Origin of the sequence: Nonomuraea sp. NEAU-A123, from assembly GCF_018603905.1 — a bacterium.
Classification (GTDB): Bacteria; Actinomycetota; Actinomycetes; order Streptosporangiales; family Streptosporangiaceae; genus Nonomuraea.
In genome coordinates, this window is sequence record NZ_JAHFZZ010000028.1 from 49,151 (window position 1) to 62,967 (window position 13,817).

Genomic DNA, 13,817 nt, shown 5'->3' on the forward strand with positions numbered 1-13,817 from the left:
TGGTTTACTACTTTCGCCGGAGGCGCGATGACGTCCCTACGGATCAGCCTGGGGTACGAGCTGGAGGTCCGCGGGCGCTCCCGCGAGGTCGAACAACAGGCGTTCCAGAACGTGATCGACCAGGTCGTGCTCGGCGACCGGCTCGGCTTCGACACCGCCTGGTTCGTCGAACACCACTTCACCCGAGGGTTCTCCCACTCCTCCGCACCCGATCTGGTGCTGGCCGCGATCTCCCAGCGGACCGAGCGGATCCATCTCGGGCTGGGCGTGGTGCTGCTGCCGTTCCAGTCGCCTATCCGTACGGCGGAGCGGGTCGCCACCCTTGACGTGCTGAGCGGCGGGCGGGTGGAGTTCGGCACCGGGCGAGGGGCCTCGCCCCTGGAGTACCAGGCGTTCCAGCGGCCGTTCGAGAAGTCGCGGCAGATCTGGGAGGACTCGCTGGAGGCGACACTGGCCATCTGGCGGGCCGACGGGGAGCCGGTCAGCCGGTCGAACGAGTTCTTCGAGATCCCGGACGTGGCGGTCTACCCGCGCCCGGTGCAGCAGCCGCACCCGCCGGTCTGGGTGGCCTCGACATCGCTGGAGGGCTACCTGGCGGCGGCCGACCACGGCTACAACCTGCTCGGCATGACGATGGTCAAGGGCATCGACGACGTGGCCGCCGACATCGCCCAGTACCGCGAACGCCTGGCCGCGGCCGGGTTCGACCCCGCCTCGCGCCGGGTCGCGCTGATGATCCCCTGGTTCGTCGCGCCCACCCGCGACGAGGCCAACGAGACGGCCGCCGACGCCGTCCTGTGGTACATCCGCCGCCAGGTCAACCTCGTCACCCCACCGGACTACTACGACGCGCGGCACGCCACCCATCGGGTTCTCGGCCAGCTCGCGGCCGGGATGCCGCCCGAGGAGGCGATGGCGACGCTGCGGGAGCACCTGATGGTCGTGGTGGACGACGTGGCGGGCTCGCGCAAGGCCCTGGCCAGGATCGCGGAGGCCGGGGCGACGGACCTGATCATCCAGGCGCAGGTGGGCGGGCTGGCGCACGACCGGGTGTGCGAGGCGATGACGCTGTTCATGACCGAGGTGGCCAAGTGACCGCCGCGCGGTGGCTGACGCGGGACGATCTCCGGGCGGGCGCGCGGTCCGCGACGGGGCTGCTGCTGGTCGCTCCCGACGCCTCCAGCGCCTTCCCGCTGGGGTCCGGCGACCGTGCGGAGGCGGAGGGGCTGACCGGGGCCGCGCTGCGGGCGGTGGGCGTGGACGGGCGCGACCGGGTCGTGGTGGCGCTGGCCGAACCGATGGGCGCCCTCTGGGCCGCCGCGGCGGCGGACGTGGCGTCGGCGGCGGCCTCCGTGGGGCCGCGCGGCCGCATGCGGCTGATCCACGCGCTGTCCGCCCTGGGAGCCACCACGCTGGTCGCCACCCCGACGGGCGCGATGGACCTGCTGGCCAGGCTGCACCTGGAGTTCCTCCTCGACCCGCTTGAGCTGGGGCTGCGGCACATCGTCCTGACCGGGGAGATCGCCTCCAAGCGGACGCTCCGCCACCTGGCGGGCGAGTTCGACGCCCACGTGACCGAGGTGTACGCCAACCCCTTCAGCGGCGGCGCCCTGGCCTGGCGGGCTGCGGAGAACGACCCGCTCACTCCGCTGGCGGACGGCGTGCTGCACCTGGCCTCGCTGACCAAGGACGTGCTGCGGCACTCGGAGCCGTCCGGGGTGGCCGAGTTGGTGATCACCCCTCACGGTCACTCGGCGCTCGGCGACGCCGTCCTGCGTACCGGCCAGGTGGTGCGCGCCGACTCGCCCGCGTCCGGCGACGCGCGAGCCGGTGAGCCCGGATTGCCCGCTCCCGCGCACACGGTCGGCGAGTACGTGCTGGTCCGGGGCGTGTGGCTGTCGCTGCCGCGGATCGACAAGGCCCTGGCCAAGATCGACGGCGTGTCCCGATGGGAGCTGTCGATCAGCCGGCCGGGCACGCTCGACGCCGCGGTGCTCACGGTCACGTTCAGCAGGGAGAGCCTGGTACGCAACCCGATGTGGCGGGGGCGGATCCAGCAGGCGATCCAGGGGCTGACCCCGATCTCGATCGGCGTGGAGATCGCACCGGACATCGCCGAGGCGCCGGGCCCCGGCGTGCTGACCGACCTGCGCGGCCACCACCTGGGCCGCGACCGGGCGCTGATCGTGTAGCCGGGGGCGCACCGATGGGACCGATGCCGGACTGGGGGACGCTCCCCCGCATGCTTCGCGACCAGGCGGACCGCCACCCGGACGCGGTCGTGATCGTCGACGGCGGCACGCGCGTGACCATGGCGGAGCTCCGCGCCGGAGCCGCCCGCGTGGCACACGGGCTCATCGAGCTCGGTGTCCGGCCGGGTGACCGGGTGGCCATGTGGGGCGTCAACGACCCGTACTGGGTGACGCACGCCTTCGGCATCTGGGACGCCGGTGCGGTGATCGTGCCGCTCTCCTCGCGCGCCAAGGGCCTGGAGGCGGCGGCGATGATCGCGAAGACCGGCGCCGAGGTCCTGGTCACGGGCGAGGGCCCACCCGGCGTCGTACTCGCCGACCTCCTGCCGCCGGGCACCGGCCCGCGTCACGTGCTGGGCGCGCGCCTCCTCACGGAGCCCGCGGGCATCGATCAGGCCGTCGAGGAGCGGGCGCTGGCCGTACGTCCAGACGATCTGTGCGAGATCATGTCCACCTCCGGCACCACCGGCACCCCCAAGGGCGTGATGCTGGACCACGCCCAGGTCCTGCGCGGCTACTGGGACTGGTCCGAGATCGTCACCCTGGACGAGAACGACCGCTATCCGGTGATCGCCCCGTTCAGCCACGGTTTCGGGCTCAACGCCGGGCTGATCGCCTGCGTGCTCCGGCGGGCGACCATGATGCCGATCAGGATCTTCACCCCCGACGCCCTGATGTCGCTGATCTCGGATGGCCGGGTGAGCATCCTGGCGGGCCCGCCGACGCTGTTCCACCGGCTGCTCGACGAGCTGGACCGCGCCGACTGGGACGTCTCGTCGCTGCGCGTGGCCATCTGCGGCGCCGCCGCCGTGCCCGCCGCGCTGATCACCCGGCTGGTCGAACGGGTCGGGCTGGAACGGATGATCAACGCGTACGGCCTGATGGAGGGCACCGTCGTCTCCATGACCAGGGCCGGCGACCCGATCGAGGTGATCGCCGCGACCACCGGCCGGGCGGTGCCGGGGATCGAGGTGCGGATCGTCGACGACGAGGGCAAGGAGGTCGCCGCCGGGGAGCGGGGCGAGATCCTGCAGCGCGGGTACGGGGTCATGCGCGGCTATTGGGAGGAGCCCGGCAAGACCGCCGAGGTCGTCGATCCGGACGGCTGGCTGCACACGGGCGACATCGGCGTGCTCGATCCGGCGGGCAATCTCGCCATCGTGGACCGCAAGAAGGAGCTCTACATCGTCAACGGCTTCAACGTCTCGCCCGCCGAGGTGGAGTCGCTGCTGCTGCGTGAGGGCTCGCTGGCGCAGGCGGCCGTGATCGGCGTGCCCGACCCGACCACGGGCGAGGCGGGCTGGGCGTACGTGGTGCCCAGAGCGGGTATGACGGTCGATCCGGGCACGCTGCTCGGCTGGGCGAAGGACAACATGTCCAACTACAAGGTGCCGAAGCGGATCATCGTGGTCGAGGCGCTGCCCGCCAACGCCAACGGCAAGATCGACAAGATGGTCCTCCGCGCCCGCGCGTCCGGGTCGTGAAACGCCGAGGGCCACCCCATTCGCGAAAGATGGGTTCATTCGTACCGGCGATCGGGGATACATCGATCACAGTGCCTGGTTGAATCTGGTGGGACGCAAGCCCGTGTAACAGAATCGCCCACATAGAGGAGGCAGCGTGACGTTGCGCGTGGCGGTCATCGGGTCGGGCCCTGCCGGTATCTACACGGCCGAGGCCCTGGTCAAACAGGCGCAGGAGGACGTGCGGGTCGACGTCATCGAGCGGCTGCCCACGCCGTACGGGCTCGTCAGATACGGCGTCGCGCCCGATCACACGTCGATCAAGTCGATCGCCAACTACCTCCGCCGGGTGCTCGAGCTCCCCGAGGTCCGCTTCCTCGGCGGCGTCACGCTCGGCGCGCACCTGTCGGTCGAGGACCTGCTGAGCTGCTACGACGCGGTCGTCTACGCCACGGGCGCGATGGTCGACAGGAAGCTCGGCATCCCGGGCGAGGACCTGCCGGGCAGCGTGGCCGCCACCGACTTCGTCAACTGGTACTGCGGCCATCCCGACGTCTCCGCCTCCATGTTCACCCTCGACAGCCCCGAGGTCGCGGTCATCGGCGTCGGGAACGTGGCCGTCGACGTCGTACGCGTGCTGGCCAAGACCGCCGACGAGCTCAGCTCCACGGACGTGCCGCACGACGTGCTCGAACGTCTGGGCGCCAGCCAGGTCAAGGCGATCCACATGATCGGCCGCCGTGGCCCGGAGCACGCCAAGTTCACGCTGAAGGAGCTGCGGGAGCTCGGCGAGCTGGCGAACGCCGACGTCTGCGTCCGCGACGACGAGGCCGTCGTCCTGGGCGGCGACTTCCCTCGGCAGATCCGCGGCAACATCGACGTTCTGCAGTCCTGGGCGACCCGCGCCCCCGTCGGCCGCCCGCGCCGCCTCGACGTGCGCTTCTGGCTGCGCCCGGTGGAGATCCTCGGCACGGACCGGGTGGAGGGGCTGCGGCTCGAACGCACCCGGCTGTCCGAGGAGGGCCGGGTGGTGGGCACGGGCGAGTTCGAGACGCTTCCGGTGGGCATGGTGCTGCGCTCGGTCGGCTACCAGAGCGTCCCGCTGCCGGGGGTGCCGTTCGACGAACGGTCGATGACCGTGCCCAACGAGGCCGGACGGGTCCACGACCGCGAGTACGTGGCGGGCTGGCTCAAGCGCGGCCCCACCGGCGTGATCGGCACCAACAAGTCGGACGCGGCGGAGACGGTCCGCACGCTGCTGTCCGACCTGACGGGCCAGGATCGGATACAGTCGGCGCCCATCGACGCGCTGCTGACCGAACGGGGTGTACGGCCGGTGACATACGACGAATGGCTGGCCATCGAGGCGGCGGAGGGCGCGCTGGCCAAGTCGCTGGGCCGGGGCGAACGCGTCAAGCTCGCCGGCCTGGAGGCCATGCTGCGGGCCTGCCGGCCCTGAGAGCGGACGCGTCACAGTGAGAGACCACTCCCTTCCCGGATTCGAGGAAGCCCACCGGGTCCAGCGGGCCCGCTATCCGGCCGCCGAGCCGGGCTGGCAGCCGGTGCACACCGTCTACGTCCCCGCCGACCGGCTGTCGCCGAGCACGGTCGTGGGATGGCGCGCGCAGGCGCTGGACCTGGTCAAGGAGCACCTGAGCGGCCCCGATGAGCTGGCCGCCGTGTTCGGGCTGCCCGACGCGCTCGCGCGGGACGTACACGAAAGAGTGCTGCGAAAGCTCGCCCACGAGCCGGTCGAGGACCTGCGGATCGACTTCGAGGACGGGTACGGCGGGCGGCCCGGCGATGAGGACGGCCACGTCGATCAGGCCGTCGAGGCCGTGGCCGTGATGCGGGCCGCCGGAGGGCTGCCGCGGCGGTGGGGGCTGCGGGTCAAGTCGTTCGCCGACGGGGATCCCGGGCGGTCGGTGCGGACGCTCGACGGGTTCGTCACCGGGGTCGTCGAACGGGTGGGCGAGTTGCCCACCGGGTTCGTGGTCACCTTCCCGAAGGTCCTCATGGAGGCGTACCTGGGGCAGTTCTGCGGCTTCCTGGAGCGGCTCGAGAGGGAGCTGGACGTCGAGCTGCGGTTCGAGATCCAGGTCGAGGCGCCGCAGACCGTGCTGTTCCTGCGCGGAGAGCTGGCCGAGTCGTTCGGGGGGCGGCTGGCGGGCGCGCACTTCGGGGTGTTCGACTACACGGCGGCGCTCGGGCTGCCGCCGCACGAGCAGCGGCTCGACCATCCGGCCTGCGACCACGCGCGGCACGTGATGCAGACGGCGTTCGCGGGCACCGGGGTCGAGCTCTCCGACGGGTCGCTGGCCGCCGCCCCCGCCTCCGGGTCGGCCGAGGACGTGCACGCGCTGTGGCGGCGGCATGCCGAGCTCGTCAGGCACTCGCTGGGGCATGGGTTCTACCAGGGCTGGGACATGCATCCCTCACACCTGGTGAGCCGGTTCGCCACGGTTTACGCCTTCTATCTGGCGCGCTACGACTCCTACCGGGACCGGGTGCGGGCCTGGGAGGAGCGGCGCGCGGCCGGGGGCGGCGTCATGGACGAGCCCGCCACGATCAAGACGCTCGCCGCCGCGCTCCGCCGCGCCGACGCAGCGCTCACGCTCCCAGACTGAGGGCAGTTGTGCTGGGGTCAGTCGCGGTCGACGAGGGTGCGCCACTGGCGGACGCGGCGCTGGTCGACCGGCATGGACCAGTTCTCCCGTACGGCCGAGCCCACGTGGAACGCGCGGATGCCGTAGTCCAGCAGCGACGGCACGTAGGCGGGCTTGAGCCCGCCGCCCGCCAGGATGATGGAGCCGTCGCCCGCGTCGGCCCGGCTCTTGAGCACCGGCAGCCCGGAGCGCACCCCGGCGGGCGAGCCCGCCGTGAGCACCGTGGCCAGGTTGGGCAGCAGCCGTACCGCCCGCCACGACGCCTGGACGTCGGCCGCGTGGTCGACGGCCCGGTGGAAGGTCCACGGCAGCGGCGACGCCGCGTGGATCAGCGCCTCGGTGGCCACCAGGTCGACGGCGCCCGCGTCGTCGAGGAAGCCGAACACGAATCCCGCCGCACCCGCCTGCGCCAGCGCCTTGACGTCGAGGCGGAGCCGGTCGAGCACCTCGGGGCCGGCGGTGAAGCTCGCATCGCAGCGCAGCATCACCATCTGGGGCAGCGGGCACTCCGCGGCGATCGCGGCGACCGTCTCCGGCGCAGGGGTCAGCCCGTCGGCACCCATGTCGGCGACGACCTCCAGACGGTCGGCTCCGCCCTGCTCAGCGGCCACGGCGTCGCGCACGTTCAGCGCGATCACCTCTAGGAGGGATCCGGTCATGCTGGAGAGGTTATATGGTGCTCTGCCCATTTCCGTGGGTGAAGGGGGATAAAAATCCCCACCGGCCGTGCCCCACTGGGGGAAGCAGGGCACAGTCGTACCGGCAGGTGCCGATCAGGTGCTCAGACGCCGATCAACTCGGCGACCGTGAGATCGCGGAACGCCGTCGTCGCGGCCTCCTCCGCGGGCCGCTCGAAGAGGGCGCCCGAGGAGCGGTGCGGCAGATCGACCGTACGCAGGTGCCGGAAGCCGCGCCGCCGGTAGTAGTCCTGCAACTGCGGGTTGTTCTTGGCGCAGTCGAGCCGGAGCAACCGCGACCCGGAGGCGTGCGCCATGGAGCCCGCCCAGTCCAGCAGGGCGTCCCCGAGGCCGAAGCCCGACCAGGGCCGGGCGACGGCGAGCTTGTGCACGTACAGCGCGGCGCCCGGGTCGTCGGCCAGGCGCCAGAACTCCGGGTCGGCGTGGTCGTCGATGGCGATCGTGGCGACGGGCGGGGCCTCGTCATCCAGCTCGAGGTACCGGAGCTCGTCGTCCACGAGGTAGAGCACCCGCTCGGCGATGAGTGGCTCGATCCGCTCGGGCCCGAAGCCTCCCCGGGGCCACTGCCGCACTCCCCGGGAGTGCAGCCATTCGGACGTGTCGGCGAGGAGGGTCAGGACGCCCGGGAGATCGGCGGCGTCGGCGCGGCGGAGAGCGAGCGGATGGAGCAGGGTGTTCGAATGCACGGTTCAGCCCTTCATAACATCGGGTGTCCATGCGAACACAGAACGTGATCACAGGAGCGCGCGCTGGCTCGCACGGGGGGTTTGAGGCGACATCTATCGAGAAATCGCGCATCAAGGGAGTGCGCAGGACTCCCTTTGCCCAGCGAGGCGGGAGGCTCGTCTTAGGCGGCCGGTGGGATCACCCCCAACCGAGCTCGCTCAGCGGCTGTCGAGCTCGTATCTGATCAAGTGCTTGTCGGCGGGGAGCACCGACACCGCGACACGCACTGGCATGTCGCCGTTGTCGTAACCAACCCGGACGTAAACCATGACCGGTGTGCCGAGCTCCAACTGGAGACGCTCGGCTTCTTCCTGGTTGGGCATACGCGCCCAGATGTCGTCCACCACCCGCACCTGCTCGTGTCCGAGCTCCTCCAGCACCCGGTTCGCCCCCCGCGGAATATCGCCCGGCCGGGCGATCTCCGTGCTGGCGACCAGGTCACGTGGAAAATAGGAATCATTGGTGTTGTACGGCTGGCCGTCGACGAACCGCAGGCGCCGCCGGACGACGGCCAGTTCCCCTTCGGCCAGCTCGAGCCGGCTGGCGATCTCCTCGACCGGAGAGACGGTCAAGACCTCTATGTACTGGCTGGGCGCACGACCTTCCTGCGTCACGGCGAAGGCGAAAGCCTCGCGTAGTTCGCCGGACGGTTGCGGCTCCAGCTCGCGCTGCGGATAGATCAGCAGCGGCCTACGGTCCCGGACGACCGTGCCACGCCGCGGGGTTCGCGTGACCAACCCTTCGTTGACCAGCTCCCCAAGGGCGAGTCGGACAGTGTTGCGACTCACCCCATGGTCTTCCATGAGCTGCGCCTCGGTCGGCAGCTGCGCCCCGGGGCCGAGTACACCGGAGTAGATGGCTCTCCTCAGCTCCGAGGCCACCAGCTGGTACAGGACCGACCTTGCCACTTTCACCCCTTTTGTTCCAACAATTTAGACGATCTGGTTCTAACAGGCCACAACCCCTTGACCGATGGCCATTGCCAGCCGCATCATCCATTCGTTGGTACAAATCCATCGAAAGGTCGGTGAGGGGGTGAGGGCCGGTGTTACCGGTCCACGCGGGTACGCCATACCTGCCCTGGCAAGACCCTCGTGAAGCAGCACGTTTACTGCGGTACGCGTTGCGTCACCAGAGCCACTGCCACACCTACCAGAGCAATGGGAACGGCATGTCCGTGTTGACTGAGTTGACTGTGTGGAGCAAGGACGGTTCCTTCATCTGGAATGAGGAGGGCGCCACCGTCTCACATCCCATCGATGACCCCGTCGGTGCGGCCCAACGCATCGTCGACCACTACCAACATCCGGAGTCCTCGAAAGAGGGTCGCTCCCCCACGAACTCCGTGCGCGAACACTCGGCCTAGGACTCCATCCCTCGCCGGAGTCCTGGTGTCGCCGCACACGGGGCAGGAAGCGCGTCCTGGCGGGTCCCCCACGCCCGCCAGGGCGCGCATTCCTCCTTTATCTCAAACATTTGCGGCGCTTCGCGCCTTTTACCGCCATTTTTCGCGCCTAGCCAGGCCCGGGCCATACGCCGACCCCGAGCGTGCCCCGCCCCGGAGGCGGGCGCCCGGCGTGCGTGGCCGGCCGCGGTGACGAGACCGCGAAACCGGCATTGGCTTTCAGGCCCATTGGTACCTATCGTTCCCGACTTGGTGGCGCCGCGAAGGATTTCCCGGGGATGCGTGCTACTCAGCTGGCCGCCAATTGAGCAGTGCCAGGTCATCGCCCATGTCCGCGTACACCCCCTGGACCGCCTGACCGTACTCGGGCTCGAGATCGCCGTCCCACCCGCCGTGAATCAGGCAGCCGGGCACGGCGGCGAGCCTCACCAGCACCACGACGTACGGCTCGGTCGAGCCGGGCATGAACGGCCGGCGGTTGACGATCCAGCTCTCCACCGTGCCCTCCGGCGAGACCGCCTCCCAATGCCACCTCTCGGTACGGCAGGCCGGGCAGAAGGCCCTGGCCGGGAAGCGGTCGGTGTGACAGGTGTCACAGCGCTGGACCGTGAACTCGTGGCCGGCGAGCCGGTCCCACCAGTCCTTGGAGTCCCGATCAGGGGTCGGCCGCACGCCTCGGGGCGGCCTGCCGTACCGGTCAGGCATGGGTCAGCCCTTTCTGAGCAGGAGGGCCGAGGTGGCGGGCAGGATGTAGCCGGGCTGGGCGGTCGACAGAGCCACCTCGGCGCCGGCGACCTGCCGGTCACCCGCGTCCCCGCGTAGCTGGGAGACGGCCTCGGCTATGTGGTTGATGCCGTGGACGTAGCCCTCCGACAGGAAGCCGCCGTGCGTGTTGACCGGGAGCGCTCCGTCGAGGGCTGTCGCGCCGGAAGCGACGTACGGGCCGCCCTCGCCCTTGGCGCAGAAGCCGTAGTCCTCCAACTGGACAATCACCGAGTAGGTGAAGCAGTCGTACAGCTCCGCCACGTCGATGTCGGCCGGGCCGAGTCCGGCCTGGGCGTACAGGCGCGGGGCCAGCGCGGCGGCGGCCGTGGTGGTGGGGTCGGCCCGGCCGCCGGACAGGTGCGAGTCGCCGCCACCCCAGGCCGCGCCGGAGATCAGCACCGGCGGGCGGCGCAGCGAGCGGGCGCGCTCGGCGGTCGTGACGACCAGGGCGCACGCGCCGTCGGTCTCCAGACAGCAGTCCAGCAGGCGGAACGGCTCGGCGATCCACCTGCTGGCCAGGTAGTCGTCGAGGGTTATCGGGGTGCGCATGAGAGCGCGCGGATTCTTGACGGCATTCGCCCGCTGAGTGACGGCCAGCCGCCCGAAATGCTCCGCTTTAGTGCCGTATTTCTGCATATGGGCATTTGCGTACATCGCATATTGCTGTGGTGGCGCGAAATAGCCATATGGCGCTTGATACTGCACCTCGGGGCTCACCGGAAGGCGCCGCCCGGTGCCGCCCATGCGGAACTCCGACCGGGCATTGATGGCGCGGTAACAGACGACGGTCTCGGCCACGCCGGCCGCCACGGCCAGCGCCGCCTGCGCCACGACCGCGTGCGAGACGCTGCCGCCGCCGAACTGGTCGAGATACCAGGTCGGATCGGCCATGCCGAGCGCGGGCCCCACCAGGGACGGCGCCGCCGAGTCGCCCACGCGATGGGTGGCCAGGCCCTCGACGTCGCCGGGGCCGAGGCCGGCGTCGTCGAGGGCGGCCATGATCGCGCGACAGGCCAGCGTGAGCGTGCTGACCCCCGAGTCCTTGGTGAAGGGCGTGTAACCGACCCCCACCACGGCCGTACGGTCCCGGAACTCAAGCAAGCGCTTGGCCATCCTGAAACGCTAGGCCCGACCGTCCACGTATGTCAACGGGGAGGTCTGCCTGGTATGCCAACCTGCGCCGCATTTCGCTTGACACCTTTTCCGCCGCACGCCTACCGTCCAAGCAAGCGCTTGGTAAGATACGATGCAAGCGGCGATGAGGAGGAGACCATGAGCACACACGCTGCCCGGCTGATCACGCCGGACGGCTGTGGCGGCCCCCCGGCGCCGTACCAGCGCAGGACTCTCAACGGAGCCTCGATGCCGAACGGCCAGTCCCACGAGAGCGGCAACGGCCAGCTCGACAGCCGGAGGTTCAGGTCGGTGCTGGGCAGGTTCGCCACCGGTGTGGTGGCGATCACCGCGCTCGACCCGCTGAACCGCGAGCCGTGCGGTCTGGCGGCCAACTCCTTCACCTCGGTGTCGCTCGACCCGCCGCTGGTGGCCTTCTGCGTGGCGCACACCAGCACGAGCTGGCCCAAGGTGCGCGGCGCCAAGGTCATCACGGTGAACGTGCTCGCCGAGCACCAGCAGCACGTCTGCGCCCAGCTCGCGAGCAGGGGCGGCGACAAGTTCGCCGGGCTGCGGTGGACCGGTTCGCCCGGCGGCAACCCGGTGATCGAAGGCGCCTTGGCCTGGATCGACTGCGCGATCGAGGCCGAGCACATGGCGGGCGATCACATGATCGTGGTGGCCCGGGTGCTCCAGCTCGACACGCACGCGGACGGCGGCCCGCTGCTGTTCTTCCGCGGCGGCTACGGCGGCTTCGTTGAGCCCGGCTGATCTCGTCGAGTCCGTCTCTCAGGAGGCCTCCGTTGAGCCTGCGTGAGGAGGCGCGTGCCTGGCTGGCCGAGAACCTCACCGGAGACTTCGCGCACGCCCGCGGCCTGGGCGGTCCCGGGCGCGAGCACGAGGGCCACGAGGTACGGCTGGCCTGGGAGCGCCACCTCGGCAAGGCGGGCTGGACCTGCCTCGGCTGGCCCGTCGAGTACGGCGGCCGCGACGCCTCGCTCGCCGACCAGGTGGCCTTCCACGAGGAGTACGCCCTGGCGGACGCCCCCGCCCGCGTGGGCCTCATCGGTGAGGGACTGATCGGGCCGACAATCCTGGAGTTCGGCACCGAGGCGCAGAAGGCCCGGTTCCTGCCGCCGATCCAGCGCGGCGACGAGCTGTGGTGCCAGGGCTACTCCGAGCCGGAGGCGGGCTCCGATCTGGCCAACGTCCAGACGAAGGCGTACCTGTCAGGCGACGAATGGGTCATCACCGGGCAGAAGGTCTGGACGTCGCTGGCCCACGTGTCCGACTGGTGCTTCGCCCTCTGCCGTACGGAAGCGGGCTCCCAGCGGCACCGTGGGCTGTCGTACCTGCTCGTGCCCATGGACCAGCCCGGCGTCGAGGTGCGGCCGATCGTGCAGATGACGGGGACGTCCGAGTTCAACGAGGTGTTCTTCGACGGGGCCAGGACCGCGGCCGGGCACGTGCTCGGCGCGCCCGGCGACGGATGGCGCGTCGCGATGGCCACGCTCGGCTACGAGCGGGGCGTCTCCACGCTGGGGCAGCAGATCGGGTTCCGGCGGGAGCTGGCCCGGGTGATCGAGGTCGCCCGGCGCACGGGCGCGGCCGACGATCCGGTGCTGCGCGACCGGCTGGTGCGCTCGTGGCTGGAGCTGGAGATCATGCGGCTCAACGCGCTGCGGGCCGATCCGGGGCCGGTGGCGTCGATCGCCAAGCTGTACTGGTCGGAGTGGCATCGCCGGCTGGGCGAGCTGGCGCAGGCCGTACAGCACAAGTCCGGACTTGTCGCCCGCGACGGTGAGCTCAACGACCTTCAGCGGCTGTATCTGTTCAGCCGGGCGGACACGATCTATGCGGGTTCGAGCGAAATCCAGCGGAACATCATCGCCGAGCGCACCCTGGGACTTCCCCGCTGATTGGAGCACGATGGCACCCCCTTATCCGAGCGCGCACGGGCTGCTCGACGGCAAGGTCACGCTGGTCACGGCCGCGGCGGGGGCCGGGATCGGGTACGCGACGGCCAAGCGCTGCGCCGAGGAGGGCGCCACGATCGTCATCTCGGACCGGCATGAGCGCCGCCTGTCCGCCGCGGCCGACTCGCTGACCGAGCTCACCGGCGTCAAGCCGCTGGCGGTGCCGTGCGACGTGACGTCGGAGGCCCAGGTGCTGGCGCTGTTCGACGCGGTGGTGGAGGCGCACGGCCGGCTGGACGTGGTGGTCAACAACGCCGGGCTCGGCGGTACGGCGTCGCTGGCCGAGATGACCGACGACCAGTGGCACACCGTCATCGACGTGACCCTGAACGGCACCATGCGCTGCACCAGGGCCGCGCTGAAGCAGATGATCGCGCAAGGCTCCGGGGTGATCGTGAACAACGCCTCCGTGATCGGCTGGCGGGCACAGCGGGGGCAGTCGCACTACGCGGCGGCCAAGGCCGGGGTGATGGCGCTGACCAGGTGCGTCGCACTGGAGGCCGCCGAGCACGGCGTGCGGGTCAACGCGGTGGCGCCATCGCTGGCCGTGCACCCGTTCCTGGCGAAGGTGACGAGCGAGGAGCTGCTGGCGGAGCTGGCGGCGGCGGAGGCGTTCGGGCGCTCGGCGGAGCCGTGGGAGGTGGCCAACGTGATCGTCTTCCTGGCCAGCGACTACTCCTCGTACATGACCGGCGAGGTCGTCTCCGTCTCCTCGCAGCACCCGTGACTATATCCTGAGTGACAAGATATAGT

At 70.6% G+C, this 13,817-nt stretch carries 13 protein-coding genes; 8 read left to right on the top strand and 5 right to left on the bottom strand.

Annotation, left to right across the window (positions count from 1 at the left end; genetic code table 11):
• The first annotated feature begins 27 nt into the window (after positions 1–27).
• The 5 genes from KLK06_RS50445 to KLK06_RS50465 all read left to right on the top strand — a co-directional run bounded on the left by KLK06_RS50445 (position 28) and on the right by KLK06_RS50465 (position 6,342).
• Positions 28–1,095, top strand: coding sequence for an LLM class flavin-dependent oxidoreductase (locus tag KLK06_RS50445; RefSeq protein ID WP_214642992.1), 1,068 nt, complete (start codon positions 28–30; stop codon positions 1,093–1,095).
• Complete coding sequence (locus KLK06_RS50450; protein ID WP_214642993.1) at positions 1,092–2,192, top strand: hypothetical protein; 1,101 nt, start codon at positions 1,092–1,094, stop codon at positions 2,190–2,192. Before KLK06_RS50445 ends, KLK06_RS50450 begins: the two co-directional genes overlap by 4 nt.
• Positions 2,193–2,242: 50 nt before the next feature.
• Positions 2,243–3,736 (top strand): AMP-binding protein, encoded by a 1,494-nt coding sequence (locus tag KLK06_RS50455; protein ID WP_214642994.1) that lies wholly within the window; start codon positions 2,243–2,245, stop codon positions 3,734–3,736.
• A 136-nt stretch (positions 3,737–3,872) separates the two neighbouring features.
• Entirely contained in the window at positions 3,873–5,174 is a 1,302-nt protein-coding gene (locus KLK06_RS50460; RefSeq protein ID WP_308168811.1) for an FAD-dependent oxidoreductase, read from the top strand.
• A gap of 16 nt (positions 5,175–5,190) precedes the next feature.
• The gene (locus tag KLK06_RS50465) at positions 5,191–6,342 is read left to right on the top strand and encodes an aldolase (protein ID WP_214642995.1); all 1,152 of its coding nucleotides are present in this window, start codon (positions 5,191–5,193) and stop codon (positions 6,340–6,342) included.
• 17 nt (positions 6,343–6,359) lie between these two features.
• Here KLK06_RS50465 and KLK06_RS50470 read toward each other — a convergent pair whose 3' ends face one another.
• From KLK06_RS50470 to KLK06_RS50490, 5 genes are all read right to left on the bottom strand, one after another.
• Positions 6,360–7,040 carry a copper homeostasis protein CutC gene (locus KLK06_RS50470; protein ID WP_214642996.1) on the bottom strand — a complete coding sequence of 227 codons (681 nt, stop codon included), beginning with the start codon at positions 7,038–7,040 and terminating at the stop codon, positions 6,360–6,362.
• Between the two features lie 122 nt (positions 7,041–7,162).
• A complete protein-coding gene (locus KLK06_RS50475) occupies positions 7,163–7,765 on the bottom strand; it encodes a GNAT family N-acetyltransferase (protein WP_214642997.1) in 603 nt (200 codons plus the stop codon).
• Between the two features lie 198 nt (positions 7,766–7,963).
• Positions 7,964–8,713, bottom strand: coding sequence for a GntR family transcriptional regulator (locus tag KLK06_RS50480; protein ID WP_214642998.1), 750 nt, complete (start codon positions 8,711–8,713; stop codon positions 7,964–7,966).
• Positions 8,714–9,495: 782 nt separating this feature from the next.
• Positions 9,496–9,915 carry a Zn-ribbon domain-containing OB-fold protein gene (locus KLK06_RS50485; RefSeq protein WP_214642999.1) on the bottom strand — a complete coding sequence of 140 codons (420 nt, stop codon included), beginning with the start codon at positions 9,913–9,915 and terminating at the stop codon, positions 9,496–9,498.
• A 3-nt stretch (positions 9,916–9,918) separates the two neighbouring features.
• Complete coding sequence (locus KLK06_RS50490) at positions 9,919–11,088, bottom strand: acetyl-CoA acetyltransferase (RefSeq protein ID WP_214643000.1); 1,170 nt, start codon at positions 11,086–11,088, stop codon at positions 9,919–9,921.
• Between the two features lie 249 nt (positions 11,089–11,337).
• Between KLK06_RS50490 and KLK06_RS50495 the strand changes: the two genes are divergently transcribed.
• From KLK06_RS50495 to KLK06_RS50505, 3 genes are read left to right on the top strand one after another with little or no spacing between them, the layout of a single operon-like run.
• Positions 11,338–11,859 carry a flavin reductase family protein gene (locus KLK06_RS50495; protein ID WP_250907327.1) on the top strand — a complete coding sequence of 174 codons (522 nt, stop codon included), beginning with the start codon at positions 11,338–11,340 and terminating at the stop codon, positions 11,857–11,859.
• Between the two features lie 32 nt (positions 11,860–11,891).
• Complete coding sequence (locus KLK06_RS50500; RefSeq protein WP_214643002.1) at positions 11,892–13,007, top strand: acyl-CoA dehydrogenase family protein; 1,116 nt, start codon at positions 11,892–11,894, stop codon at positions 13,005–13,007.
• A 10-nt stretch (positions 13,008–13,017) separates the two neighbouring features.
• The gene (locus tag KLK06_RS50505) at positions 13,018–13,791 is read left to right on the top strand and encodes an SDR family oxidoreductase (protein WP_214643003.1); all 774 of its coding nucleotides are present in this window, start codon (positions 13,018–13,020) and stop codon (positions 13,789–13,791) included.
• Positions 13,792–13,817: the final 26 nt, after the last annotated feature.